This is a genomic window from Pseudomonas sp. FH4, from assembly GCF_000510915.2.
Lineage (GTDB): Bacteria > Pseudomonadota > Gammaproteobacteria > Pseudomonadales > Pseudomonadaceae > Aquipseudomonas > Aquipseudomonas brenneri.
In genome coordinates this window covers 46813-73575 of the sequence record NZ_AOHN01000001.1, presented here as the reverse complement: position 1 = coordinate 73575, position 26763 = coordinate 46813, and the positions used below count along the sequence as shown (strand labels likewise).

General features: G+C 54.6%; 23 protein-coding genes and 1 tRNA gene. 12 read left to right on the top strand and 12 right to left on the bottom strand.

The window, feature by feature from the left end; genetic code table 11:
- Positions 1-273: 273 nt before the first annotated feature.
- The gene (locus H097_RS00320) at positions 274-1281 is read left to right on the top strand and encodes a sensor domain-containing diguanylate cyclase (RefSeq protein WP_032856528.1); all 1008 of its coding nucleotides are present in this window, start codon (positions 274-276) and stop codon (positions 1279-1281) included.
- A 27-nt stretch (positions 1282-1308) separates the two neighbouring features.
- On the opposite strand, the gene H097_RS00315 is transcribed toward H097_RS00320, so the two are convergent.
- From H097_RS00315 to gabD, 3 genes are all read right to left on the bottom strand, one after another.
- Positions 1309-2520 carry an HDOD domain-containing protein gene (locus H097_RS00315; RefSeq protein WP_032856527.1) on the bottom strand — a complete coding sequence of 404 codons (1212 nt, stop codon included), beginning with the start codon at positions 2518-2520 and terminating at the stop codon, positions 1309-1311.
- A 165-nt stretch (positions 2521-2685) separates the two neighbouring features.
- Positions 2686-3966, bottom strand: coding sequence for a 4-aminobutyrate--2-oxoglutarate transaminase (gene gabT / locus H097_RS00310; RefSeq protein ID WP_032856526.1), 1281 nt, complete (start codon positions 3964-3966; stop codon positions 2686-2688).
- Positions 3967-4149: 183 nt separating this feature from the next.
- Complete coding sequence (gene gabD / locus H097_RS00305) at positions 4150-5592, bottom strand: NADP-dependent succinate-semialdehyde dehydrogenase (RefSeq protein WP_032856525.1); 1443 nt, start codon at positions 5590-5592, stop codon at positions 4150-4152.
- 360 nt (positions 5593-5952) lie between these two features.
- Between gabD and H097_RS00300 the strand changes: the two genes are divergently transcribed.
- From H097_RS00300 to H097_RS00290, 3 genes are all read left to right on the top strand, one after another.
- A tRNA-Arg gene (locus H097_RS00300) sits at positions 5953-6029 on the top strand.
- A 105-nt stretch (positions 6030-6134) separates the two neighbouring features.
- On the top strand, positions 6135-7217 hold the full coding sequence (locus H097_RS00295) for a site-specific integrase (RefSeq protein WP_229752201.1): 1083 nt from the start codon (positions 6135-6137) through the stop codon (positions 7215-7217).
- 577 nt (positions 7218-7794) lie between these two features.
- Positions 7795-8580 carry a hypothetical protein gene (locus H097_RS00290; protein ID WP_032856524.1) on the top strand — a complete coding sequence of 262 codons (786 nt, stop codon included), beginning with the start codon at positions 7795-7797 and terminating at the stop codon, positions 8578-8580.
- Positions 8581-9150: 570 nt separating this feature from the next.
- Here H097_RS00290 and H097_RS00280 read toward each other — a convergent pair.
- Together H097_RS00280 and H097_RS00275 are read right to left on the bottom strand one after the other, a co-directional pair.
- Positions 9151-10071 (bottom strand): restriction endonuclease, encoded by a 921-nt coding sequence (locus H097_RS00280; protein WP_032856522.1) that lies wholly within the window; start codon positions 10069-10071, stop codon positions 9151-9153.
- A 52-nt stretch (positions 10072-10123) separates the two neighbouring features.
- The gene (locus tag H097_RS00275) at positions 10124-10711 is read right to left on the bottom strand and encodes a hypothetical protein (protein ID WP_032856521.1); all 588 of its coding nucleotides are present in this window, start codon (positions 10709-10711) and stop codon (positions 10124-10126) included.
- Positions 10712-11072: 361 nt separating this feature from the next.
- On the opposite strand from H097_RS00275, the gene H097_RS00270 reads away from it, so the two are divergent.
- Entirely contained in the window at positions 11073-11402 is a 330-nt protein-coding gene (locus H097_RS00270; protein WP_156356768.1) for a hypothetical protein, read from the top strand.
- Between the two features lie 485 nt (positions 11403-11887).
- A complete protein-coding gene (mobA, locus tag H097_RS00265) occupies positions 11888-12190 on the top strand; it encodes a plasmid mobilization protein MobA (protein ID WP_032856519.1) in 303 nt (100 codons plus the stop codon).
- Positions 12191-12216: 26 nt separating this feature from the next.
- Here mobA and H097_RS00260 read toward each other — a convergent pair whose 3' ends face one another.
- The 3 genes from H097_RS00260 to H097_RS00250 are packed head-to-tail and all read right to left on the bottom strand — an operon-like array spanning position 12217 to position 13360.
- Positions 12217-12525 carry a hypothetical protein gene (locus H097_RS00260; protein WP_032856518.1) on the bottom strand — a complete coding sequence of 103 codons (309 nt, stop codon included), beginning with the start codon at positions 12523-12525 and terminating at the stop codon, positions 12217-12219.
- Positions 12515-12763, bottom strand: a complete 249-nt coding sequence (locus H097_RS00255; protein WP_082445497.1) for a hypothetical protein — start codon at positions 12761-12763, stop codon at positions 12515-12517. Before H097_RS00255 ends, H097_RS00260 begins: the two co-directional genes overlap by 11 nt.
- Positions 12764-12820: 57 nt before the next feature.
- Complete coding sequence (locus tag H097_RS00250) at positions 12821-13360, bottom strand: hypothetical protein (RefSeq protein WP_032856517.1); 540 nt, start codon at positions 13358-13360, stop codon at positions 12821-12823.
- Between the two features lie 97 nt (positions 13361-13457).
- On the opposite strand from H097_RS00250, the gene H097_RS00245 reads away from it, so the two are divergent.
- The 5 genes from H097_RS00245 to H097_RS00225 all read left to right on the top strand — a co-directional run bounded on the left by H097_RS00245 (position 13458) and on the right by H097_RS00225 (position 21604).
- Entirely contained in the window at positions 13458-13706 is a 249-nt protein-coding gene (locus H097_RS00245; RefSeq protein WP_032856516.1) for a helix-turn-helix transcriptional regulator, read from the top strand.
- A gap of 818 nt (positions 13707-14524) precedes the next feature.
- Positions 14525-16081 carry a type I restriction-modification system subunit M gene (locus tag H097_RS00240; protein WP_032856515.1) on the top strand — a complete coding sequence of 519 codons (1557 nt, stop codon included), beginning with the start codon at positions 14525-14527 and terminating at the stop codon, positions 16079-16081.
- Positions 16074-17303: a restriction endonuclease subunit S gene (locus tag H097_RS00235; RefSeq protein WP_032856514.1), complete on the top strand. Its 1230-nt coding sequence runs from the start codon at positions 16074-16076 to the stop codon at positions 17301-17303. The genes H097_RS00240 and H097_RS00235 overlap by 8 nt, the downstream gene beginning before the upstream one ends.
- Position 17304: 1 nt before the next feature.
- Positions 17305-18510, top strand: a complete 1206-nt coding sequence (locus H097_RS00230) for an AAA family ATPase (protein WP_032856513.1) — start codon at positions 17305-17307, stop codon at positions 18508-18510.
- The gene (locus H097_RS00225) at positions 18503-21604 is read left to right on the top strand and encodes a type I restriction endonuclease subunit R (protein WP_032856512.1); all 3102 of its coding nucleotides are present in this window, start codon (positions 18503-18505) and stop codon (positions 21602-21604) included. The genes H097_RS00230 and H097_RS00225 overlap by 8 nt, the downstream gene beginning before the upstream one ends.
- Positions 21605-22318: 714 nt before the next feature.
- Here H097_RS00225 and H097_RS00220 read toward each other — a convergent pair.
- Complete coding sequence (locus H097_RS00220; protein WP_032856511.1) at positions 22319-22693, bottom strand: nuclear transport factor 2 family protein; 375 nt, start codon at positions 22691-22693, stop codon at positions 22319-22321.
- Positions 22694-22819: 126 nt separating this feature from the next.
- On the opposite strand from H097_RS00220, the gene H097_RS00215 reads away from it, so the two are divergent.
- Positions 22820-23704, top strand: a complete 885-nt coding sequence (locus tag H097_RS00215) for a LysR substrate-binding domain-containing protein (protein WP_032856510.1) — start codon at positions 22820-22822, stop codon at positions 23702-23704.
- Between the two features lie 101 nt (positions 23705-23805).
- On the opposite strand, the gene H097_RS00210 is transcribed toward H097_RS00215, so the two are convergent.
- The 3 genes from H097_RS00210 to H097_RS00200 form a co-directional block, all read right to left on the bottom strand.
- Positions 23806-24402 (bottom strand): hypothetical protein, encoded by a 597-nt coding sequence (locus H097_RS00210; RefSeq protein ID WP_032856509.1) that lies wholly within the window; start codon positions 24400-24402, stop codon positions 23806-23808.
- Positions 24399-24971 (bottom strand): RNA polymerase sigma factor, encoded by a 573-nt coding sequence (locus tag H097_RS00205; RefSeq protein WP_032856508.1) that lies wholly within the window; start codon positions 24969-24971, stop codon positions 24399-24401. Before H097_RS00205 ends, H097_RS00210 begins: the two co-directional genes overlap by 4 nt.
- A 99-nt stretch (positions 24972-25070) precedes the next feature.
- Positions 25071-26702, bottom strand: a complete 1632-nt coding sequence (locus H097_RS00200) for a VWA domain-containing protein (protein ID WP_032856507.1) — start codon at positions 26700-26702, stop codon at positions 25071-25073.
- Between the last annotated feature and the right edge of the window lie 61 nt (positions 26703-26763).

Sequence of the window (26763 nt, the reverse complement as noted above, 5' to 3'; positions counted from 1 at the left end):
CAGAAGCCGGTTTGCCGGCGATGAGGCCTTGAACTGCACTCCACATTCAAGGCCCCATCGCTGGCAAGCCAGTTCCTACAAGGCCCAGGTACATTCCAAGCCGACCTCCAGTTTTTTGGCGCCATTTCACAGTCACCGAACATTCCGTCTCAATCGCGACTGATAACGGAACTTAGCTGCAATTCCCCTCTCTCAAACAACACTTCGCCATCCTGGCGGGCTTTGTTTTGACTGCTGTTCGATGCTGCGGCATGTCCAGAGAGAATTGTGCCGATGGTCCACGAAAAGGACTCCCCGACCCCCACCACCCCCGACTCGGCGGATACGTCGCGCCCGGCCGCTGCTGCCACCTTGCTGGCGTTGATGCACGCCCAAGGCGAAGTGGAGCGCCTGAGCGAGCGTGAGCAACTGTTGAGTTCGCTGCTGGTGAGCGTCAACGCAGTGCTCTGGGCCATCGAGTGGGAAACCCGGCGCGTGCTGTACGTGAGCCCCGCGTATGAGCGCATCTTTGGTCTTTCGGCAGGCCTGCTGCTGGCCGACCACCGTGGCTGGCGCGACAGCATCCACCCCGAAGACCAGGAATACGCAGAGCGAAGCCTGGCCCAAGTACTGGAACTGGGGGCGGTCGAGGATCGCCAGTACCGCATCATCACCGCTGACGGGCAGATCCGCTGGCTCAGCGACAAGTGCTTTACCAACCAGCAGGCCACCCCGGGAAAACCGCTGATTGTGGTGGGCATCGCTGAAGACATCACCGAAAAAAAACACCTGGAACTCGAACTGCAACGCCTGGCCACCACCGATGTGCTGACCCGCAGCAGCAACCGCCGGCACTTCTTTGAATGCGCCCATCACGAATTCGAACGGGCCAGCGCCCAGGGCCTGCCCCTGGCGTTCCTGCTGTTAGACATCGATGATTTCAAGGCCATCAACGACACCTACGGCCACCTGGAGGGCGATCAGGTGCTGTTGCGTATCGCCGAGAGCGGGCGAGGCATATTGCGCCGTGGCGACCTGTTCGGACGCATTGGCGGCGAAGAGTTTGCCGCCGTGCTGCCTGGATGCGCGCCGGAAACAGCCATACAGGTCGCCGAGCGCCTGGGACAGGAAATCCAGCAACTGGGGTTCAGTCACGAAGGCCAGCCCTATGTGGTGACTGTCAGCCAGGGCCTGGCCAGCCTGAGCGCCGAAGACACAACCCTCGACAGCCTGTTCGCCCGGGCCGATGCGGCGATGTATGAAGCCAAGCGCCAGGGCAAGAACCGGGTAATTGTCGGTTGAATGTCCGTAGGGTGCCTGACACAGTGCCTACGCAGGCTTGCGGATGCGCATCAACTCTGAAAGCCCGACCTTGAGCAGCCGCGCCGTCTTGCCCTTGGCCAGCGCCTCGATACCTTCATGCTCGGTCAGCCCCGCCAGTTGCGCAGCTATGTTCATCACCAACGCCTCACGGGAATACACCCCACCTTCCAGGGAGTAGATCGCCGCGATCAGTTGGCGCAGCTCAAGGGGCAAACGCCAGCGCGTGCGCAACGCCGAGCCGTAGCTGGCGCCATAGGTGACCAACGACTCACCAATCAACTCATCATCCAGTTCGCCACCGCCCTGGCGCCACTCCTGCAAACTGCGTAGCAGGGCCAGGTCGCCCAGGCGATGGAGAATGCCGGCGCTGTAGCAGCGCTCGTGGTCAAGGTCGAGCATGCGCGCCAATGAGCGGGCATATTGCGCGGTTTGCTGGGACAGTTGCCAATGGCGCTCGGCGTACTCCTTCAGTCCGGCATCGCTGAGGATCACGTTGTGCTTGAGGGCCAGGCCGAGAATCAGGTTCATGCTCTGCCCTGCTGCCAGCTTGTGCAGGGCCATGGACAGGGTCTGCACCGGCGTGCCGTGATGACCAGCGCTGTTGGCGGCGGCGATCAGCACGGCGGTGATCTGCGGGTCTGTTTTCACCTGCTCTTCCAACTGCTTGAGATCCAGCCCCTCCGGCGCCAGGCTGCGTTGCACGGCAGCTTTGACGTCAACCCGTAGCGGCGCGCCGTCCGACAACACACGGCGCCGCTCCAGGAACACCGACAAGGTCATGCCCGCCGCCAAGGCCGGGATTTCGCAATACACCGTTTCGCCTTCGTTAAGCAGCAGGTCCTGCAGGCGTTGCGTGAGACCTTCCATGTCCAGGGGTTTGGTCAAGTAAGCGGTGGGAGCCAGGGGCAGGGCTTCGCGCACACTGGCGCTGTCATTACGCGTACTCAACAGGATAAACGGCAACGCCGGCACCCGCCGCTGCTGGCGTACGTTGCGCAGCAGGCTCAAGCCATCGACGCCCGGCAGTTCCCAATCGGCAATGATCAAATCGTAGGGTTTGTCTCGCAGAAAGCCGGCGGCCTGCTGCCCATCGGCGCACACATCCAGCCGCGCGTCGCAGCGCACATTCAACAACACCTGCTTGAGCAGATCCCGCGACCAGGGATCGGCCTCGGCAATCAACACACGGGGTACAGCAGGTAAATCAACAGCAGTCATGCAGCACGCTCCATCGGCAATCCTTGCACATTAGACAAAGAAGCCGCCCGTGGGCAAAAAAAAACCGCATACGCGGTTTTTTTGTTCACGGGCGGCTTCTTTGAGCGGCAAGTTTTAAGCTACAAGCTACAAGCGTTACATCACTTGCAGCTTATAGCTTGCCGCTCAAAGCTCTGCGAAGCACTCTTCGATAATCGCCAGGCCTTTATCCAACTGCGCGTCCGGCGAGGTCAGCGGAACCAGTACGCGCAACACGTTGCCGTAGGTGCCGCAGGACAGCAGGATCAGGCCCTTGTCGCGCGCCTTGGCGACCACAGCAGCCACGGCAGCAGCGTTCGGCTTGTGGCTGTCGCCATCTTCGAACAGCTCGACCGCGATCATCGCGCCCAGGGCACGCACTTCGCCGATCACCGGGTACTTGGCCTGGATAGCTTTCAGGCCAGTGACCAGACGCTCGCCGACAGCCTTGCAACGGTCCAGCAGGTGCTCTTCTTCGAACACGTCCATGACCGCCAGCGCAGCGGCGCAAGCGATCGGGCTACCAGCATAGGTGCCGCCCAGGCCGCCTGGAGCAATGGCGTCCATGTATTCGGCCTTGCCACACACGCCGGCCAGCGGGAAGCCGCCAGCGATGGATTTGGCGAAGGTGGTCAGGTCGGCGGCAACGCCCATCTGTTCCATGGCGAAGAAGGTACCGGTACGACCGGCGCCGGTTTGCACTTCGTCGGCGATCAGCAGGATGCCGTGCTTGTCGCACAGTTCGCGCAGGCGCTTCATGAAGGCTTTCGGCGCGACGTAGAAACCGCCCTCGCCCTGTACCGGCTCGATGATGATCGCAGCGATGTCACGCGGCTCGGCATCGTTTTTGAAGATGCGTTCGATGCTGGCGATGGAGTCGTCGACACTCACACCGTGCAGCTCGTTCGGGTACAGCGCGCGGAACACACCGCCTGGCATCAGGCCCATGCCGGCCGAGTACGGCACGACTTTGCCGGTCAGGCCCAGGGTCATCATGGTGCGGCCATGGTAGGCGCCGGTGAAGGCGATCACACCGGCACGGCCTGTGGCGGCACGGGCAATTTTCACGGCGTTTTCCACGGCTTCGGAACCGGTGGTGACCAGCAGGGTTTTCTTGGCGAAATCACCCGGGACCTTGGCGTTGACTTTCTCGCACAGCTCCACGTAAGGCTCGTAGGCCAGGACCTGGAAGCAGGTGTGGGTCAGCTTGTTCAGTTGCTCGGTCACGGCCGCGATGATTTTCGGGTGCAAGTGACCGGTGTTCAGCACGGCGATACCACCGGCGAAGTCGATGAACTCGCGACCTTCAACGTCGGTTACCGTGGCGTTCTTCGCGGATTCGGCGAAGATCGGGTGAATCTGGCCCACACCGCGTGGTACAGCGGCTTCGCGGCGTTTCATCAGGGATGCGTTGGTCTTGTTGCTCATAAAGTCCTCATTCGCCGCTCATCGGGCGGCGTGGTCCAAGGAATACGTGGCGGGGAGGCAACTACGGCAGCATGCGATGATCGACTGCCACAGCTTTCCCGGCCACTTGCGAAATAACATTCAAAACACGCAAAGGGTCAGCGCTCTCGTGCCCTTTGCGTTTCACGCAATGCCTTGCCGGGTTTAGATGCCCAGGCAGAGGTATTTGATTTCCAGGTAGTCCTCGATCCCGTACTTGGAGCCTTCACGGCCCAGGCCCGAAGCCTTGATACCGCCGAACGGTGCCACTTCGTTGGAGATCAGCCCGGTGTTGACGCCGACCATACCGTATTCCAGGGCTTCGGCCACACGGAACACACGGCCCAGGTCGCGGGCATAGAAGTAGGACGCCAGGCCGAACTCGGTGTCGTTGGACATGGCGATCACTTCGGCTTCGTCTTTGAAGCGGAACAGCGGCGCCAGTGGGCCGAAGGTTTCTTCCTTGGCCACAGCGGCGTTTTTCGGCACGTTGGTGAGGATAGTCGGTTCGAAGAAGTTACCTTCCATGACCTTGCCGCCAGCCAGCAGGGTCGCGCCTTTGCTCAGGGCGTCGGCGATGTGTTCCTGAACCTTGGCCACGGCTTTTTCGTCGATCAGGGGACCGGTGGTGGTGCCTTCTTCCAGACCGTTGCCGATCTTCAACTTGGCCACGGCCGCTTTCAGTTTTTCAGCGAACGCGTCGTACACCGAGTCCTGGATATACAAGCGGTTGGCGCAGACGCAGGTCTGGCCGTTGTTGCGGTATTTGGAAATGATCGCGCCTTCGACAGCCTTATCCAGGTCGGCGTCGTCAAACACAATGAACGGCGCGTTGCCGCCCAGTTCCAGGGACACTTTCTTGATGTCCTTGGCGCATTCGGCCATCAACTGGCGACCGATTTCGGTCGAGCCGGTGAAGGACAATTTACGCACGGTAGGGTTGCTGGTCAGCTCACTGCCGATATCGCCAGCGCTGCCGGAGACCACGCTGAACACACCTTTGGGGATACCGGCACGCTGCGCCAGTTCCGCCAGGGCGAACGCGGAGAACGGGGTTTGCGATGCAGGCTTGAGCACCATGGTGCAACCGGCGGCCAGGGCCGGGCCGGCTTTACGGGTGATCATCGCCGCCGGGAAGTTCCACGGCGTGATGGCGGCGGTGACACCGATCGGTTGCTTGATCACGATCAGGCGCTTGTCCGGCTGGTGGCCAGGGATCACGTCACCATAGATACGCTTGGCCTCTTCGGCGAACCACTCGATGAACGAAGCGGCATAGACGATTTCGCCCTTGGCTTCGGCCAGCGGCTTGCCCTGCTCCAGGGTCATCAGGCGTGCGAGGTCATCCTGGTTCTCGATGATCAGCTCGAACCAACGACGCAGCTTGTTCGCGCGATCCTTGGCCGTCAGTGCGCGCCAGGCCGGCAAGGCCTTGTCGGCGGCTTCGATGGCACGACGGGTTTCGGCAGCGCCCATCTTCGGCACGGTGCCCAGGATCTCGCCAGTCGCGGGGTTGTTGACCTTGATCGTTTGACCGTTGTCCGCATCGACCCAAGCGCCATCAATAAAGGCTTGCTGGCGAAACAACTGGGTATCTTTAAGCTGCATGTCGGCTTTCCTTAACAGCACCGCGCGCGCGCGGGGCAAATTAGAGTTGTTGAAAGGCGCCTCGAAGGCTGCCGTCAGGGAAATCAGTCACTGGGCGCAATCGCGCACGGGAGACAGAGCGTTTGAAATCTCAAACGAATCCTAGGATCAATGGGGGTTCAGGGCAATAGTCTGTTCGAAAAAAAGAACGAAAACGGCGCATTAGCCGGATTATTCTGACAAGCGTATCGGCGCCACACCCAACGCCCATGGCACACACCGCCCGGTACAGAGCCTCCCTGCTCCAGAATCCCACCGCCAGCCGGCCAAAAACCAGCATGGACGCCCAAGGTCGACATGGGTATGATGGCGCCCGCACAAGCATCCGTAGCTCAGCTGGATAGAGTACTGCCCTCCGAAGGCAGGGGTCGTGGGTTCGAATCCCGCCGGGTGCACCATCTTTTTTCCCTTGTATTACAAGGGGATAGCGCTCCTGACAGAAACCTGTCCTAGTCCTGAAAGTCGTTTTTGCCACAAATTTGCCACACTTGAACGTGGCGGGAATGGTCGAAATGGCAACAATCAGGAATCGCGGCGAGTATCAGTGGGAAGCGCAAATCCGTCGCAAGGGCTATCCAGCCCAAAGAAAAACCTTCGAAACTAAAGCCAATGCCCAAGCCTGGGCGCGCATGATCGAAAGCGAAATCGACCGAGGCATTTTTGTCTCTCGCGTCGAGGCTGAACGCACCGCCTTTCATCAACTCATTGATCGCTACATCTCTGAGATCGCTCCGAAGCACAAAGGCGCCTATTCGGAAATCAAACGCCTGGAAGCGCTCAAGCGCCACCCGCTGGCGACACGAATCGTCGCCACCCTCACCTCTTCAGATTTTGCACGCTACCGCGACGAGCGCCTGAAGATTCGGAAGGGCAATACGGTGAAACGTGAACTCGCACTGTTCCAATGCGTGATTGAGGTCGCTCGCCGCGAGTGGGGAATTCATCTTGCCGAGAACCCAGTCAGGATGGTCAGCCGTCCCAGCTACAACGACGAACGCTCGCGGCGGCTCGACCCAGTTGAAGAGGAATACATTCTCAACGCCCTGGAGCTTCGTGAGCGCCGTGCTGACGGCACCTATGCCGACTCCTCACACAATCCATGGATACGGCCCATCGTCCAACTCGCGATTGAGACAGCCATGCGCCGTGGCGAAATTTTCGAGCTGCGCTGGAAGCATGTGAACCTAGATCGCAGGACCGCGCATCTTCCAGCGACTAAGAACGGACTGCCCAGAACCATCCCGCTTTCACCAAAGGCTATTCATCTGCTGAAGGACTTGCCGCGCTCGCTGTGCGGTCGAGTCTTCCCCACCACCGCCGACGCTCTCAAGAAGGCCTTCGTGCGAGGCCTGGAGCGAGCTAGGCTGAAATACCTGGGGGATTGCGGGGCGGCGCAGGTAACGCCTCAGGAAGACTTCCTGATCAATTTACGCTTTCACGATCTGCGGCATGAAGCGACATGTCGGCTTGCGACCAAGCTGCCGAATTTGATCGAGCTTGCCAGCGTGACGGGACATCGGGAGGTGAACATGCTGAAGCGTTACTACAACATCACCGCAGAAGAGCTCGCGGCAAAGCTGGCTTGATCAGACCTACGGCTACTTCTAAGTGGTCAGCTTGGAGCTGACCACTGATCTTGCAACACGCCCGCACGAACTCAGCATAGGTCTACGAGGCACTGTTGCCGGTTCAGCAATCGCCTCTTGTTGCGGCCCCTTCCTTCAGAAAACCTTTCATCTGTTAAAAAGCTGTCCTAGCGATTGAGCGTCTGATTGGCAAAAGCTGGCGTCACCAGATCAATCGAGCGATAAAGCGATGACAGTAGATTATGAAACTATCCAGAAGATACAGAAGCTTGGTGACGACGTTCTGATTGGCGTGGTTGAAGTTGCGGCGCTGACCGGCTTCAGCGTGCTTACGGTCCGTCAGCGCAAATTGCCGGGGCTTGAGCCTGTACCGGGACTGTCAAGGTTGAGATGGAGACTGGGTGATCTGAGAACTTGGATGCGCACCGGCAACACCGAGAGTCGAGATTCAGCCACCGTCATCGCACCTTTTTCACATCCCAAGCGCACAGGGAGACCCACAAAGAAATCACAGGTGGAAGCGCGACAATGACCTGTCCTGGCTGGATTCATCTCCTTTGCACCGGGAGCAGCGAGCATGAGTAGACAACGAACCATTCGGGACCAGAATTTTTGGCGCTCCCCACGTTTACTAAATTGCACCACAGAGGACAAAGTTGCTTTGCTGCACCTGCTAACTGCTCCTGACAGCAACATTACGGGCGTATACCCACTAGTTCCACGCATTGCCGGAGCAGAAATTGGATGGACGGCGGATCAGTGGCTGCAGGTCATCCACCGCCTCCAGGATGAAGGCCTAGCCAGGTATGACAACGTGAGACTCATCGTTTGGGTAAAAATCTGGTGGGATCACCACTCTGCTACTCAAGTGACAGGGCCAAAACTACGAGCTAGAGCGTTGGAAGAAATTCGCCGTGTCCCAAGCGAGTGGCTAGACGACTTTCTGAATGACTTCAAAGAAAGACTGAACGACGACCAGCAGGATTGGATAGATGAATCCCTGCTGCCGCGCTCAAAGCGATACGTAGAAGAGGGCTCGATATCACACGAATGCCATATCGATACCGTATCAGCCAAGGTCATACCTAACACTAAACCTCAACCCAAACTCTCAACCAAAACACCAACGTCTTTGCCCACCTCTTACGAATTGGATATGTCAGGAATCCCTCCTGAACATCGGACGGATGTCCACAGAGCGCTGGTGAAGGCGAAGGTAAGCGGAAAACTTAGACATAGGCCGCAACTCGTAGTCAACGCGATGGCGGAAAATTACCAATCTGCTTCAGGTAAGCCGCATAACGCCATGGCCTTAACTCTGTATCTGGCCGAGAATCTGAATGGCGGTAACGAAGTCAGCTAGGTTTGTCTGAAGCCAAGTCAAACGGGGAGGATGAATGCCATGGCTAGAAGTAGTCGTACCGCCGTTGAGCGAATAATCCTCCAAGCTCGGATATGGGGTTGGGATATGTCCTGGTCGTTCAGCATGGCCACGCGGTCCGATACAAGAACAATCGGCCACCATTACTCAGAGCATACTGTGATCAAGCTTTACGGCTCCGTTCGATACCCCGAAACATTCAAATACCCGACCCTAGAATGCTACCTATACGTTGATCCACTGCTCCTAACCGACGAGTCGGTTCCTCTCTGCATCGGCTCCATGCAGGCGACGGGTAGTAGGCTTATCGCATATGTCGCCGTTCACAATGATCGTTTCAACAGCTTGGTCACCGCTGGTAGTCGACTTGTTGCCCTGGAGATAAATGCGGAGCCGTTGAAATACCGCAAAGCTAAGGTGATGGGTATCCACCTAAGCACCGAGCTGGAGCCTGATTGGTGATGTTTTTTTGATAATCGGGGCGCTAGTGTCCGGTGCCCGTTTACTAGCCCCATCCCGGTAGAGAGAAACGTGTGTCGAGGCCAAAAATCCTCATTCCTCGTCGAAGTAATCGCTATCCAATTTCGGCAGTTTGAGAAGCCTGGACGTTACCCCAACCTCATGGTCCATCATCAGGTTGACCAAGCGGATGCCGTCCACCAGTACCATGCCTTCCACTGAGCGGGCAAAGTCGATGCCTTGGGCAGTGAAACCCGAAGTAGTGATAAAGACCCCTCGCTTAGCCTTTTGCCCAGCAAGTGCTCCATAGAACGCTTGCAACTCGGGACGGCCTACAGTGCCTTGCCAGCGCTTTGCTTGGACATAGACTTTTTCCAGTCCGAGCTTATCAAGCGAAATTACGCCGTCAATTCCGCCATCTCCGCTTCCACCAACACGCTGCAAGTCGTTTCGGCTAGCCCCGTAGCCAAGGCTGTGCAACACGTCGAGAACAATGACTTCAAAGCGGTTGGGGCTGACTTGTAGCAGGTTATCCAGTAGATCTGCAGCTGTCGCATTGCGTAGCTCACGCAGAGCCTGCTCCAACCGATCGTCTGGGCTCACAGTTGCTGATATCGGTGTGTCTGCGCCGTGATCACGTCCATCTAGCGGGACGGCATCGGAAGCGCTCCTAAGCTTCACGTCCATGAAGCCGATGGCAAGTTGTTCAACCTGATCCGTAGTGAGCGGTGAAGGGTGCTGCTGGGAATAAACAACGCCAGCTTCAGTTAGCTTCCAGTAGCCCCGTTTGGCGTTGGAGGATAGTCCTGCGCGCTTGAGACGGTCGTGAGCCCATCCTGCGCGGTTCTTATAGGTCGCTTGCCCACTCGCAATCAGCTCTTGAAGCTGTGGTTCGGATAAATTCAAAGCCCGGGCCGCAGCTTCATGCGCGTCGCGTGCTGTCGCACCTTCTGGATTAGCCGCTAGGTAACGCAAGATCGGCTCAATGAATTTGTCGTATGTAGGAACGGACATCAGGATTCCTTTCGCAAGGTTGCCAGCGTGGGCAAATGTAGTAAGTCGCATGTTATTCGGAGCAATTAGTTACCTCGAGGCCTAATGAGCTTGCTAGCTCTCGCGCTTCTGAATCTACCCGTAAGCGGCTGGCGACTGCTTGCGCTCGCTCCTTCTCTTTGGCCAGATACACCTCGGTAAAACACTCGACAATCTGCTCCTGAGTCAAACTTGGCGCCGATATCTGACGCTTCAGCCTGTTCAGAATTTTGCGGGCGCTGAATTGGGCCGCCTCTCGCAGATATGACCCGAGTAGAAGATCGCGAAAAACCCATTCAGAGATCCACCCCTTCGCGAATGCCCAAAACAACAACCGATGGTAGGTATCCCAAGCAATGCGCGAATGGCCACTTAGATAACGTCGCAGGATTCGACCGTCGGCGTCCCTAAAACCATAAATCCCAAGCTCAGTAAGCAATCGCTCCAGCTTGACCTTGGACATGCCCGACTTCAGAGCAATACCGGAGAACAGGTACTCGACCATATCCACAGGAACGCGGACAACGAAATTTTTCCTACCGGTGTCCTCATGACGCGCAATCTCGCGAAAGACGAACTGGAAGGCTTCTGTTGGGTCGATGTCTGGATAAGATAGCTGCATCTAACTATTCTTTGGCTAATCGGCGCAGCTGTCAAAGGAGTACCCAACAGGTCAGGCAATACAATTGTCGGCACTGGAGACGCGAAGCCCGCGAAACTTGGAAGCTCACCGAAGTGATATGTCGCACGTGATACTTTGAGTGCCGCCCAAAATGAGCCCGGTAAATCATTCGGGCACGGCGTCTGAGGTGAATTGGTGCAATCGCTCCCCAACGATTCCTGTGCGGAAAAAACATAGTGGGGTGAATCCAAAAGACAACTGCTGCCTACTACCGCCCATGCGGAGCCTGGGCAATAGCAGCCAGCCTGAGAATTAACTGATTATGATGTCGTACTACACAATAAAACGTGCGAACTCCGAAATGAAAACGACGAACCGCATGTCGATTTTTCGCGAAAATCGTTCAATACAAGAGGAGCTATTTGTCGCTCACGAACGCTGGCGGGGCAAGGCGCTGTCGGCGACGGCTAGGATCGACAGAGCCAAGCAAAACGTCCTTGATGCGCTGGGCGGAAATCTCGAGCTCTTCAGGGGAGGCTTTTCGGATGGCACAAATCAACCGCTCACGATTGGAGCGCTTCAGAAGCATAATCTCGGCGAAGCTACTTTCGCCGTCACTGGATTGTTCCATAACAACCTCCAAGGCATCTTGAGATGCATCACCGGAGAACTAAACGGCAGCGTCAAATAGCTCTCTCAGATTCGTCACTTTAGCCTTTGTGCTTCCGCATCACCACAAGCGTCGAAAAATCGTCTCGCGCTTATCAGCGTCAAGTACACACACCTGCTGCTTTCTCCTTACTCTGCAGCAGAAAGCCACTCAAGGCTTGGTAAGCCTAACCGTCGCTCTATCGTCTTTCACGCCGTCCAATCGTCTCATCCTCAGTTGCAAATAAGTTACGCATTTTTCGCACATGTAATCGTCTTGAATTCGTCTTTTTTTCGTACCCCATGGCGCTCCCTAAATACCAACGCCTCTTGCCCCCTGCTGTAACCGGATGGTGTAAAAATCATCTAAATTTTAAGAGAGAAGACTAGGACAAGGTAGGGTTTGTGATACCGCCAGTTCCTGGCAACTCACAATCGGCGCGCACCAGTCGTTACACTGCCTTTGCTTGCCTACCTTCCCTACTCAGGGCAAGCCCCGAGACCCCAACACATGGAAAAGGAAAGCTCATGAGCAGTAGCGAACAACGCCGACGCACAGGATGGCTGCCGGCAATTCGTTGTTTCGAGGAAGAAGAAGCACTGGTGCGCGAGAAAGCCCACGACAGCGGAATGAGTGTTGGTCAGTTCGTGCTGGCCGCCGCATTGAAGCGACAGACCAGAAGCAAAATTGACTCTCACGTAATCAATGAGCTGCGGCGCCTAGGTGGCCTTCAGAAGCATCTCTTCACAGAGGGCAAAGGCGCGCTTTCCAAGGAATATGCAAATGTCTTGGTTGAGATAACCGAGGCCATCAAGCGTATCGGGTGTTGAGGTAAACCAGTTGGCGCCTTGGTGACTCACAGCCCTGTACGTATCTCATACATTGCCAGGACTTCGTGCTCTGCTAGACCATGACTGCACTGTTCCATCCCTGCCGTCGAGCTCAACACTTGATGCTCGATTTCCTGTTGCTCCAACAATCTTCCTAACAAGATGACCTCACCGTCCGCCTCCAGCTTGCGAAGCTGCTCAGGATAGCCAAACGCCCAACGATCAAGTATTTGCCAGCCACGGGCGTGATAAGACGGAGAGCGGCGGATGGGTCCAATAGTGGTGCTCGCCAACACGTTGGCCGCGATCGATAGCGGCGTGCTGTCACTGTGCATACTGGTCTACCACCTTGCGAAGACGTGTAATCATTCTTGTGTTTTGCGCGATCGAAGAAGACCGGAAGCCGCCTTTTTGCTTCAGCTCTCCGATGTGTTGATGGGAAAATCCGAGAGCAGAAAGAGTGGCGATATCATCGCGGGCAAGAGCCAGATTAGCCGAGCGCATCATCGCATTTGCCTGCTCCAGTTGAATGATATCCGTCGGCACAGGAATGCTTCTGACGGGATTACTCATAGATTGCTCCTACTGAATGATGAACTGACGTTCAAGAATGGTAGTCCAGAGGCGCAGCTAGGTACCAAGCAACGTATCAAGTCGAGCCTCCGTATTGAGTACCTCTGTCGGCTTCAAAACGAGGCTGAACACGGGAACATCAAGATTGCTGGTCAGTACCTCCAACCGATGATTGTGCTTACCTACCGGGACGATCCGCCAAGCATTAATTTCATCAAACCTGAACAAATACTCAGCTCCTTTGACTGGGTACGCCAACAGCTTACGTGCAGATCCATCGATCCCCAGGTAGGCATCGTTAATCTTTGCGAATACTTCGAGCTGCGGTTGAAAACCTGCGTTCTGGAAACCTGCAACCAGTTGCTTCAGCTTGTCTGCGTAGCGTTGGTTAACAAGCCAAAACAACCAGCCCCCTCCGACGAAGTAGAAAGCCAAAGCCCAGAACAACCACCGAATGGCAGGATCAGCACCGCCAGCAAACCCCAAAAAGAACGGAAGGTTGAAACCGCACAAAACCACCACAATCAGCAGCAACACACCAACCGGTAGGCTTCCAACAATCCATAGAACTCGGAATAGCTCCCAAATCTGTCTCATCACATTTACTCACGCCAATGTTCAGCACAAAATATCTGATAATCAGATATCTTAAAAGCAGATATAGCTTAGTCAGCCGCCCTCCAGATACGCGGCAATGACCAAAGCAATCTATCGACGTGAGCATGAGATTCTTCTTCAAGTGCTCAAACGCATGCGCGTCGAGTCCGGAATGACTCAAGCCCAGTGCTCCGCAGCCCTGGGAAGACCGCAGTCATTTATGAGTGATGTGGAGCGGGGAGTCAGAAGGCTCGATATTGTTCAGCTTCGCGATCTTTGTCTCGTCCTTAAGACTGATCTCTCAAGCTTTTCCAAAACGTATGAGCAAGCCCTTAATGAGGGGTGATGCATGCATCCAGCAGGACATGAATGGCAGAGATCGGCCAGAAGTGGTCAGTTAGGACAGGCAGGCAAAGGTAGGTTGGATCAATATCGTGATCTGTCCTCAAATATCCTTACGATCATGGCGCCACGCTTGTTTTGGGGTTACAGCCTTCAAAATAGAGTGATAGAGGCGTAAATCGCCATGATTCCTTACTATTGCGGGAGGGCCCCTTCGATCAAACAATCCGGAGCATTCGAAGATAACTGCTGATGTGGCTATCAGGCAGACTTCCAAGGATTTAAAACAATTTGAGACGCCTTTGAGCATCAATGCCTGAATGCCGGACGTTGGGGGACCACAACAGATGTAGCCCCGTATCTGGGCGAAGTGAAGGACTGGGTTTACCGCTGGCAGGAGCACGAGGATCTACCCGCGCACAAGATCGAGCGACTGTGTGGAAATCTCAGCTCACCGAGATTGATGAATAGGTGCGCACGGGTGGTCCCGATGACAATACGGAGAACGGAACCTACAAAAGAACCCAGTGAGGAAGTATCGTGAGCCAGAAAGAACCCTCCTCGACAAGAATCTCCTACGGCAGGTAACCAGCAAAACAAGGGACTGGATCAAAATCGCCAAAGACTGCATTGCTTTGCCAGTGCAATTGCTGGCCGGTCTATTAACGGGCACAAATGAGTTTAGGACTCCCTGCTGATGACTACACCCAGAACACTTGCCAGTACTCCGCTGCGCTGGCAAACCGAGCCCACCAAACCACTCAGCCACCTATACACACGATAGAGTGGCCAAGTAAACCGAATGGAAATAGGCATAATCGTATGACAAGCACCCAACAACGCGCCGCCCTGCAACGCCAGATTTGGCAGATCGCCAACGATGTCCGTGGCGCCGTAGATGGCTGGGATTTCAAGCAATACGTGCTCGGCACCCTCTTCTATCGCTTTATCAGTGAAAACTTTGCCAGTTACATCGAAGGCGGCGACGACAGTATCAACTATGCTGAATTACCGGACAGCGTCATCACCGCAGACATCAAAGATGACGCCATCAAGACAAAGGGCTACTTCATATACCCCAGCCAGCTGTTTACCAACGTGACTGCCCGCGCCAACACTAATGAAAGCCTTAACACCGACCTGGCCACCATTTTTGCCGCCATTGAAGCCTCCGCCAGCGGTTACCCCTCTGAGCAGGACATCAAAGGCCTATTTGCCGACTTCGACACCACCAGCAACCGCCTCGGCAACACCGTCAAAGACAAAAACACGCGACTGGCCGCTGTACTTAAGGGCGTGAACGAGCTGGATTTCGGGCATTTTGACGCCAGCCACATCGACCTGTTCGGCGATGCATACGAATTCCTCATCTCCAGCTACGCTGCCAATGCCGGCAAATCGGGAGGTGAGTTTTTTACCCCGCAGCATGTGTCCAAGCTGATCGCGCAGCTCGCCATGCACAAGCAGACCAGCGTCAATAAAATTTATGACCCCGCCGCAGGTAGTGGTTCACTGCTTCTGCAAGCAAAAAAGCATTTTGACGCGCACATCATTGAAGACGGGTTCTTTGGACAGGAGATCAATCACACCACCTACAACCTTGCTCGTATGAACATGTTTCTACACAACATAAACTACGATAAGTTCAATATCCAACTGGGTAACACCCTGATAGACCCGCATTTTGCCGACGACAAACCCTTTGATGCCATCGTCTCCAACCCGCCGTACTCGGTGAAGTGGATCGGCAGCGATGACCCCACCCTTATCAACGACGAGCGCTTTGCCCCGGCCGGCGTGCTCGCGCCCAAATCCAAAGCCGACTTTGCCTTTGTACTGCACGCCCTCAGCTACCTTTCCAGTAAAGGCCGAGCGGCCATCGTGTGCTTCCCCGGCATCTTCTACCGAGGCGGAGCCGAGCAGAAAATCCGCAAATATCTGGTGGACAACAACTATGTCGAAACGGTGATTTCGCTCGCGCCTAACCTGTTCTACGGCACTACCATCGCCGTGAATATTTTGGTGCTGTCCAAACACAAAGCTGACACCACCACCCAGTTCATCAATGCCAGCAAGTTATTCAAGAAAGAAACCAACAACAACGTACTGCTGGACGATCATATCAAAGAGATCATGGCTGTATTCGACAGCAAAGCGAACGTAGATCACTTTGCCCAATCCGTATCTTTTGAGAAGGTTGCAGCTGAATACGATCTATCCGTCAGCAGCTACGTTGAAGCCAAGGACAACCGCGAGGTGGTGAACATTACCCAACTCAATGCCGAGCTGAAATCCACTGTGGCCAGGATCGATCATCTGCGCAAAGAGATCGATGCCATCGTAGCGGAGATTGAAGGCGGGGAGTCGCAGCATGAGTAGTATGGACTTTCTAGAAAAGCTGCTGAGTGGCGCTGAAGTGGAGTGGAAACCTTTAGACAAAGTGCTTGTTCGTACCAAGGGCACGAAGATTACCGCTGGTCAGATGAAAGCGCTACACAAAGAAGGCGCACCACTCAAAGTCTTTGCGGGCGGCAGGACTGTTGCGTTTGTCGATTTTCATGATATACCTGCGAAAGATATAAATAGGCAGCCTTCCATTATCGTTAAATCTCGTGGCGTTATTGAGTTCGAATATTACGAAAAGCCTTTCTCCCATAAAAATGAGATGTGGTCGTACCACTCAAATAATCACGAAGTCCATATCAGGTATGTTTATCATTTTTTGAAGCTGAATGAAACTTACTTCCAGGGGATTGCCAGCAAGATGCAAATGCCGCAAATTGCAACGCCTGATACTGATAAATTCGAAATTCCAATCCCCTGTCCAGACAATCCCAAAAAATCGCTGGAAATCCAAGCCGAAATCGTCCGCATTTTGGACACCTTCACCGGGCTGACTGCCGAGCTGACCGCAAAGTTGACCGCCGAAATTACTATCCGTAAAAAACAATATAACTACTACCGAGATCAGTTGTTGGATTTTGAAGAGGGTGAAGTCGAGTGGAAGACGTTGCCAGAAATGGCACTGGATTTTGGTCGTGGAAAATCAAGACATCGCCCGAGAAATGACCCTAGATTATATGATGGGGATATCCCATTCATTCAAACCGGCGACATTAGAAATGCCTCGCACACGATTACGAAATACACTCAAACATATAGTGACTTTGGATTAAAGCAAAGCAAGTTGTGGCCAAAGGGCACGCTTTGCATAACAATCGCTGCAAACATTGCAGAAACCGCCATCCTAAACTTTGACTCATGCTTTCCGGACAGTGTTATAGGTTTTATTCCTGATGCGAAAAAGACGAGCTCTAGGTATGTTGAATATCTTTTGTCTTCACTTAAGTCGTCGATAAAATCTGAAACTCCATATGGTGCTCAAGACAATATTAACCTTGGAACTTTTGAGGCTTTGAAACTACCATTCCCACCGTTACCGGAGCAAGAGCGCATAGTTGGAATTTTGGGCACGCTTGAGGCAACAACGAACTCAATAATTGAGCGCTTACATCAAGAAATCACATTGCGTAAAAAGCAGTACGATTACTACCGTGATTTATTTTTCTGCTTCCCTAAACCTGCAGAGTTAACGGTGTAATATGAGTAAATCGTTATCCGAAATTGCTCATCAGCTGGGCTCGCCCCGATCCGTTATAAAAACGATCACGGAAGAAAAGACACGAATTCCTCCACGGAAAGTTGAAGAGGTCAAGCCGGTTCCAAAAGTTCAACTGATTTATGCGTTTAATGGAACCGGTAAAACCCGTCTGTCGCGAGAGTTCAAGGGCCTAGTGGCTCCAAAAGCGGATGGCGGTGAAGGGGTCGATCAGCTCGATTTGTCACGTAAAAAAATCCTCTATTACAACGCCTTCACTGAAGATTTGTTTTACTGGGATAATGATTTGGCGGGAGATTCCGAGCCCAAGCTCAAAATCCAGCCAAATTCATACACAGGGTGGCTGCTCACTCTACTCAAAGATCTGGGTCAAGATGGAAATATCGTCCATTATTTCCAGCGCTACGCGAACGACAAGTTAACTCCTCAGTTTAGCGAAGATTTTACTGAAGTCAGTTTTTCTCTGGAGCGTGGCGACAACGAAAGCTCGGGACATATCAAGATTTCCAAAGGCGAAGAAAGTAACTTCATCTGGAGTGTTTTTTACACCTTACTGGATCAGGTCGTGACAATTCTTAATGTCGTAGAACCTGGCGAGCGAGAAACCCGCGAGTTTGATCAGCTGGAATATGTATTTATTGATGATCCAGTAAGTTCCTTGGACGAAAATCATTTGATCGAATTGGCTGTAAATTTGGCTAGTCTCATAAAATTTAGCCAATCCGATATTAAGTTTATCGTTACAACGCACAACCCTCTGTTTTATAACGTACTCTTCAATGAACTTAATGGGAAAACATGCTATATGCTGGAGCGCTTTGACGATGGCACTTTTGCCCTCACTGAAAAGCAAGGTGACTCCAACAAGAGCTTCTCTTATCACCTGCATATGAAACAGACCATCGAGCAGGCGATTGCTAACAACATGGTTGAAAGATATCACTTCACCTTACTACGCAACCTTTACGAGAAAACTGCCAGCTTTCTGGGCTACCCAAAATGGTCAGAGCTTTTGCCTGATGATAAGCAACTCTATCTGAGCAGAATAATCAACTTTACAAGCCATAGCACGCTGTCCAACGAAGCCGTTGCAGTGCCCACGCAAGCGGAGAAGGCGACGGTCAAATTGTTGCTCGATCACTTGAAGGGCAACTATGGATTCTGGCAACAGGAGCAGCGGAATGGTTGATTACACCAAGCCTATTGCTGAATCCAGTAACTTCATTGTTCTGGATAAATACACCCAAGAATGGAAGGTCGCAGACAGCTATCAGAGCGAAGGCGAACTTGAGCGGGAGTTCATTCAGGACTTGGTAAATCAAGGCTATGAATACCTACAGAACTTGAACACGCGCGCGGACTTTCTGGAAAATGTGCGCGTACAGCTGCAAACGCTCAATAACGCGCAATTTTCAGATGGCGAATGGCTGCGCTTTATCGAGACTTGGCTGGACAAGCCCAGTGATGGCATTGTCGAAAAAACCCGCAAGATTCACGATGATAACATTTACGACTTTGTATTTGATGATGGCCGCATCCAAAACATCTATCTGCTGGACAAGAAAAACATCGCCCGCAATAAAGTGCAGGTGATCAAGCAGTTTGAACAGACCGGCACGCATGCGAATCGCTATGACGTAACGATTTTGGTCAATGGATTACCACTTGTACAGGTGGAATTGAAGAAGCGCGGCGTGGCTATCCGCGAGGCCTTCAATCAGGTGCATCGTTATAGCAAGGAAAGCTTCAACAGCGAGCATTCCTTGTTCAAATATTTGCAAGTATTTGTGATTTCCAACGGCACCGACAGCCGCTATTTCGCCAACACCACGACGCGCAACAAGAACAGCTTCGACTTCACCATGAACTGGGCGAGGGCCGACAACAATCTGATCAAGGACCTCAAGGACTTTACTGTCACCTTCTTCCAGAAGCACACCCTGCTCAATGTGCTGCTGCACTACTCGGTGTTTGATGTCAGCAACACGTTGCTGGTGATGCGCCCCTACCAGATTGCCGCCACCGAGCGTATTTTGTGGAAAATTAACAGCACGTATCAGGCCAAAAACTGGAGCAACACGGAAAGTGGCGGCTTCATATGGCACACTACGGGCTCGGGTAAGACACTGACCAGTTTTAAGGCGGCGCGGCTGGCAACCGAGTTGGACTTCATCGACAAGGTGTTCTTCGTGGTAGACCGCAAGGATCTGGACTACCAGACGATGAAGGAATACCAGCGCTTTTCACCGGACAGCGTGAATGGCTCTGACAGCACGGCGGGTCTAAAGCGCACACTGGACAAGGACGACAACAAGATTGTCGTCACCACCATTCAGAAGCTCAACAACCTGATGAAGAGTGAAGCCGACTTGTCTATATATGGCAAGCAGGTGGTGTTCATCTTCGATGAATGCCATCGCAGCCAGTTTGGTGAGGCGCAGAAAAACCTGAAAAGGAAGTTCAAGCGATTCTATCAATTTGGCTTTACCGGCACGCCAATCTTCCCGCAGAACGCGCTGGGTGCCGAAACCACCGCCAGCGTATTTGGCCGTGAATTGCATTCGTATGTCATAACCGATGCGATTCGCGACGAGAAGGTGCTCAAGTTCAAGGTGGATTACAACGATGTACGCCCGCAGTTCAAGGCCATTGAAACGGAGCAAGACGAGAAGAAGCTCAGCGAGGCGGAAAACAGACAGGCCTTGCTACACCCCGATCGCATCCGAGAGATCACCCAGTACATCCTGAACAATTTCCGGCAGAAGACCCACCGCCTGCAACCCGGCAATGGAGGGTTCAATGCCATGTTCGCGGTCAGCAGCGTGGACGCCGCCAAACAGTATTACGAGAGCTTCAAAGAACTGCAGAAAGGAAGTGAAAAGCCTTTGCGGGTGGCCACGATTTTCTCGTTTGCGGCCAACGAGGAGCAGGATGCGGTGGGCGACATCCAGGATGAAAGTTTTGATGTATCAGCCATGAACAGTAGTGCCAAGGAGTTTTTAAGCGCGGCTATTGCCGACTACAACACGCTGTTTAAAGCCAACTTCAGTGTAGACAGCAACGGCTTCCAGAACTATTACCGCGACCTGGCTAAGCAGGTAAAGGCCAAGGAAATCGACCTGCTGATTGTCGTTGGTATGTTTCTGACCGGCTTTGATGCCCCCACGCTGAATACCTTGTTTGTGGACAAAAACTTGCGTTACCACGGTTTGATGCAGGCGTATTCGCGCACCAACCGCATTTTTGACGCAACCAAAACCTTCGGCAACATCGTCACCTTCCGCGACCTGGAGCAGGCGACTATCGATGCCATCACCTTGTTTGGTGACAAGAACACCAAGAACGTGGTGCTGGAGAAGAGCTACAAGGAATACATGGAAGGCTTCACTGATGTGGTCACCGGTGAGGCGCGGCGTGGCTTTGTGGACGTGGTGAAGGAGCTGGAAACACGCTTTCCCGACCCCGCCGCCATCGAAAAGGAGTCTGATAAGAAGGCCTTTGCCAAGCTGTTTGGTGAATATTTGCGCGTGGAAAACGTGCTGCAGAATTACGATGAGTTCGCCAGCCTGAAGGCCCTACAAAGCGTGGACATGAACGACCCGGCGGCGGTCGAGACCTTCAAAACCGAACACTATTTGAACGATGACGATCTGGCCGCACTGCAAGCAACCACAATCCCCACTGAGCGGAAAATCCAGGATTACTGTTCGACCTATAACGACGTGCGCGACTGGCTGCGCCGACAAAAGTCGGCCGAGAAGAAAGACAAATCTACTATCGACTGGAATGACGTAGTCTTCGAGGTGGACCTGCTGAAATCGCAGGAGATCAACCTGGACTACATCCTGGAATTGATTTTCGAGCACAACAAGAAGACTAGGAGCAAATTAGAGCTGGTGGATGAAGTGCGACGGGTGATTCGAGCCAGCCTGGGCAACCGCGCCAAAGAGGGCCTGTTGGTAGACTTCATCAACCAGACCAATCTGGACCAGATTGATGACAAGGCCAGTGTGATTGACACCTTCTTCACCTTTGCCCAAGCAGAGCAACAACGAGAGGTGCAAGAGCTGATTAGTGCCGAGAGCCTCAATGAAGAAGCAGCAAGACGCTATCTCACTACCTCGCTTAAACGAGAATTTGCTAGTGACAGTGGTACTGAACTCAATGCCGTTCTGCCTAAGATGAGCCCTCTGAACCCGCAGTACTTGGCTAAAAAGCAAAGCGTCTTCCAGAAAATCGCTTTTTTTGTTGAGAAGTTTAAAGGTGTAGGTGGACAGGTCTGATTGGATCCGATCAGCTCGGGCAGAAAGCGGCCAAAAGCAACGAATCTGAGGCCCATAAAACAGGCCGGATTGGTTGCAAAACCGGCGATGGTTTCTACGGTGTAGCAGCGCTTAAAAAGGCGTTTGCAACAGACAGTAACCGCGTGGTCGGAAAGGACCGGCTTTTTTAAGAGAATCGACCGTTACGCCAATCACTACGGGCTACTCTGTGTGAGTCGAGTCGGTCATATGAAGGGAGAGGTTTAGCCATTGATCAAAATGCCACAAATTTGCCACACTCGCCCCGCTAACCGGGGCGAAAACCCGCTAACCCCAGCTAACACAACCCATTGATTTCCCAGCTAACCCCCGCTAACGTATTGATTCTAAACGGCGACTTTTAGGACTCCGAAGGCAGGGGTCGTGGGTTCGAATCCCGCCGGGTGCACCAGATACAGACAAAAAGCCCCAGGTCGTATGACCTGGGGCTTTTTTGTGGGCGCTGTCCCGTCCTGAATAAGGTTTACACCTTCTGACCTATCTTCAGGAGGGAGCAATGGTTTCAGATAGTGGTGGGAAGGCGAGGAAGTTGGTTTCGCTTCCATCACAAAGACTCTTCTGACGGCCATATCCAACTAGGCAAAGCGCTTTCCCGTTGTAAGTGGGAATGAATAAACTGGCGACGCGAAGATTGCACTACATAAAATTGCTCTTATTTTGCATTTGGTGGTTAGCTTACCGAGTTGTCACTTCACCGGCCTTGTGAAAGAGTTTGGCGAAGATCATCCAGTGGCCATCGACTTTCATCAAATTCAAGTAGTCGACCATGACGTTATTGAATAGGCGCAAACGCACTTTAACGATGGCCATTTCCGCAGACATCACATCAATCATCAACACTTCATCAAGTTGTGGAAAACCACCTTCTTTTGGCGACTGACGGCTTTGAACCATGGCCCTGTACTCATCAAAAGACCGGACGATCACGGTCGAGTCTTGCGCGCTATATAACACGCAACCCCGATGAAAGACCCGATCGAACAGATTCAAATCCTGGGTTTGCAGCACATCAAAGTAGTTTTTCAGAAACGACTGGATTTCATTGATCATGGCGAACAACTCCCGCTTTATAAGCACGACGTTATTTAAATAATTAAATCGTCGCTATTATCGGCATCTCGCTCACTTCACGTATAGCGGCTATTATTAGACTTTTCCGTGAAAGGAATTCACCTATTGAAGCTCCCTCCACTCGCCGCATTGCGCGCCTTCGAGGCTTTGGCCCGGCTGGGCAAGGTGAATTTGGCGGCCATTGAGCTGCACGTCACCCACAGTGCCGTCAGCCATCAGATTGGCTCTCTTGAAGAGTATTTGGGTATTGCCTTGGTGATGCGCAGCGGACGTTCCCTGGTGTTGACGGAAGAGGGCCGCATTTATGCCTACCAGATCAGGCAGGCGCTGGGTGAAATAGCCGGGGTCACAGAGAAATTTCTGACGAGAACCAATTTCCCGCAACTGACCCTGTCGGTGCTGCCCTCCTATGCCATGCACTGGTTATTGCCACGCTTGCACGGTTTCATGAGTGCCCATCCCGGGCTGCGCCTGAAATTGGAATCGACCATGGCGTTCGCCGGTTTAGAACAGGGCCTGGTCAATTGCGCAATCCGCTTCGGCCACGGCCAATGGCCCGATATGCATTGCGAAACACTGATGACCGACTCATTGCTGGTGGTCGCTGCTCGCGACTTCAACCACGGTGTACTGCCAGACACGCCGCACGCCATCCTGGAGCAGCCACTGCTGCACGCCAGTGAAAGCTGGGCAACCTGGCTATGCGCAGCGGGCGTGGAGGGGCAACGCCCTCACGCCTCGCTGGAGTTCACCGATTCAACATTGCTGCTCGAAGCGGTACGGCTCGGGCACGGCGTCGCATTGACGCGCCGCTCGATAGCCCACTCACTGATTCAGCGTGGGGAGCTGGTCAAACTCACCGACATCGAACCGGCGCATTCTTCGAGCTACTACCTGGTCTGGCCACTGGGGATTAAACGTTCGGCGCAATTAACCTCCCTGCACAGCTGGCTCAAAGACCAAGTCGTGACGTATCAAGACAGCCTATAAAACTGGTGCCTGTAGGTCTCAGTTCAAACCAGGCCGGGGACAGTAGATACAGACGAAAAGCCCCAGGTCGCAAGACCTGGGGCTTTTTTGTGGGCGCTTGGTCAACGCTTTTGCAGGGCTTCCAACCGGGCGGGCAGGTTTTCGTCGGGAAAGCGCTTGTACAAGGCCAGCAGTTTCTCATCCGCCGCCCTGTTCTCTCCCGCCTGGCGCAGACGCACAATCTCCTCAAGCCCTTGTTCCAGGGACTGCGGTTTGACGGCCATCTGCTTGCTCATTCTTGCCACGGGCTCATCGGCCATCGCCATCTCGGCCTGGATTGGTGCGCTATCTGCCTGCGGTGCCATCGCCAGACGAGCCATCGGCGCAGGAGCAGCCGGGGCAGACAGTGCCTGTGGCGGTGGCGCGGCGGCGTACTGAGCGGTTTCAGGCAGGTTGATGTCCGGCACTGGCGAGCGCATCACCACGCCAATCAATAGCGCGACCCCGGCGACGGTAGCAAAGGCCATCTGCCAGCGTGGCCGTTGGCAGGCCTGCAGCCAGCGTTGCCACAGGCTCGGCGCGGGCGCTGGGGCTTCGCGGCGGGCGGCGGCGAGGATGAAGGCGTCGAGGGACGTGGGCGGCTCGCTGGCGCTGTGTTGGCGAAAGTGCTGGATCAGCCCTTCGTCAATCGGATCCTGGGAGTGTCGGGAGTCAGTCATACGGGTACCTCCTCGGCCAGCAGCCGACGCAGTTTCTGCTGGGCGTAACGCAAGCGGCTTTTTACCGTTTCCAGTGGGCTGCCGGTCAGGGCGGCAATTTGTGGCAGTTCCAGGTCGCCGTGCAGACGCAGCATGAACACTTCGCGCTGGTCTTCAGGCAGGTCTTGCAGAGCAGCCTCCAGGCGGCCCTGGTCACGGCTCAGGCTCAGTTGCTGCTCGGGGCCGGCGCGGTCGTCGAGTTGGGCATGAAGCTGTTCGTCGTAGCTGTCGTGCAACGGGTTGAGGATGCCGTGCTTGCGCCAGTGATCGATCAGGCGGTTGCGGGCAATCTGGAACAACCAGGTACGAAAACTCGCCCGTCCCTGTGGCTGGGTGGTGCTGCGGATCAGGCTGAGCCAGGTGTCCTGGTAGATTTCCTCAGCCAGTTCGGCCTTGTTGCTCAAGCCCACGAGAAACCGGTAGAGGCCCTGGCGGTGCCGGGCGTACAGGATCTCGAACGCAGCGGCATCGCCGGTGCGGTAGCGGGCCAGCAGCGATTCGTCGCTGGGTGGATCATTTGGAGCGGGCATGTGGGTGGCGAACTCCTTTCGATGGATCAATGCAGATTACCTGTGGGAGCCGGGCTGAACTAATGCCAGCTCCCATAGGGATCTCGGTCATGGGCAAGATCAGTGTTTGAGGCTTTGGGCCAGCTCCACCAGTTGTACGAATTCATTGCGCAGGCCGTAGGGATCATCACCACGGGCCGAGCGGGCCAGGGTGGCGGTGTCCTTCAGGCTCATGCTGCCAGTGTAGCGGCCATCGCCCTTGAGCTGTTGGGCGAAAGCGGCCACGGCAGAGGCGAAGCGCAGGTCGTCGCTGGCCGCGTGCCGGGCGTTATTGATCGGGTGTTCGATCAAGCGACTGCTGCCGCCCGCAGCCGGCTTGTAGCGTACCCGCAACATGGCCAGCTCTGCGGCATTGCCCTCGGCAGCAGGTGCCGACGTATAGCGCAGCGGTTCCAGCCAGCCTTTTGTACCCTTCGGTACAATTTCATACAGCGCCGTCACGGTATGCCCGGCACCGATCTCGCCGGCGTCTACCTTGTCGTTATTGAAATCCTCACGTTTCAAGGCACGGTTTTCGTAGCCCAGCAGGCGATATTCGCTGACTTGGGCCGGGTTGAATTCCACCTGCAACTTCACATCCCGCGCCACCACGGCCAGGGTCGAGCTGAGTTGCTCCACCAACACCTTGCGAGCTTCGCGCAGGTTGTCGATATAGGCGTAGTTGCCATCGCCCGCGTCGGCCAGTTGCTCCATCAGGTGTTCGTTGTAGTTATCCACGCCAAACCCCAGGGTGGTCAGGGATACCCCACTTTTGCGCTGATCCACGGCCATTTGCTTGAGGCTGTCGAAGTCGCTGATGCCGACGTTGAAGTCACCATCGGTGGCCAGCAGGATGCGGTTGATACCCTGGTCGATAAACCCTTCGCGGGCCATTTGATAGGCCAGCTCGATGCCCGATGCGCCGGCTGTCGAGCCTCCGGCGGTCAACTGGTCGATGGCGTTGCGGATTTTTGCCTTGTCGCGCCCGGATGTGGGCTTGAGCACTACCCGCGATTCGCCGGCATACACCACCAGAGACACGCGGTCCTGATCACGCAGTTGGTCCACCAGCAGCTTGAGGGTGCTTTTGACCAACGGCAAACCTTCGCGACGGTCCATGGAGCCGGAAACGTCCACCAGAAACACCAGGTTGGCCGGCGCCAACTCGGCCACGGCACGCTCGGATGCCTTGATGCCAATGCGCAGCAGGCGCGTGCTGGGGTTCCAGGGGGTCGAGGCGACTTCAGTGGTCACGCCGAAGGGAGAGCCATCGGTCGGCAGCGCGTAGTCGTAGGGGAAGTAATTGACCATTTCCTCAAGTCGCACAGCACCTTCGGGCGGCAGGCGACCTTGATTGAGGAAGCGTCTGACGTTGGCGTAGCTGCCCGTGTCGACATCGACGCTGAAGGTCGAGACCGGGGTTTGGGCAACGCTGTGCACTGGGTTGTCCGGCAGGTTCTGATACTGCTCGCGCGGCTCGGCGCGATATTCCATGGCCACCGCGTCATGCATGGCCATCGGTGCCGGCATCGCCATTCGTTTGAGCATGGCCCCCTGAGCCTGGACGGGCGCACTTTGCAGTTCGGGGATAGCCACCGCTTCGGGCGCCTTGGCCTCGTCACGGGACGACAGCCCACACCCGGCAAGCGCCACCAGCAAGGTCACGGCAAAGCCCTGGGCAGCGGGGCGGAGGAAGAGAAGAGGACGGGACATGGGCTGAACCTCGTGAGTGAATGATGCGTTCACAAGGTCAGACGTAAGAGCGTCGGGATTC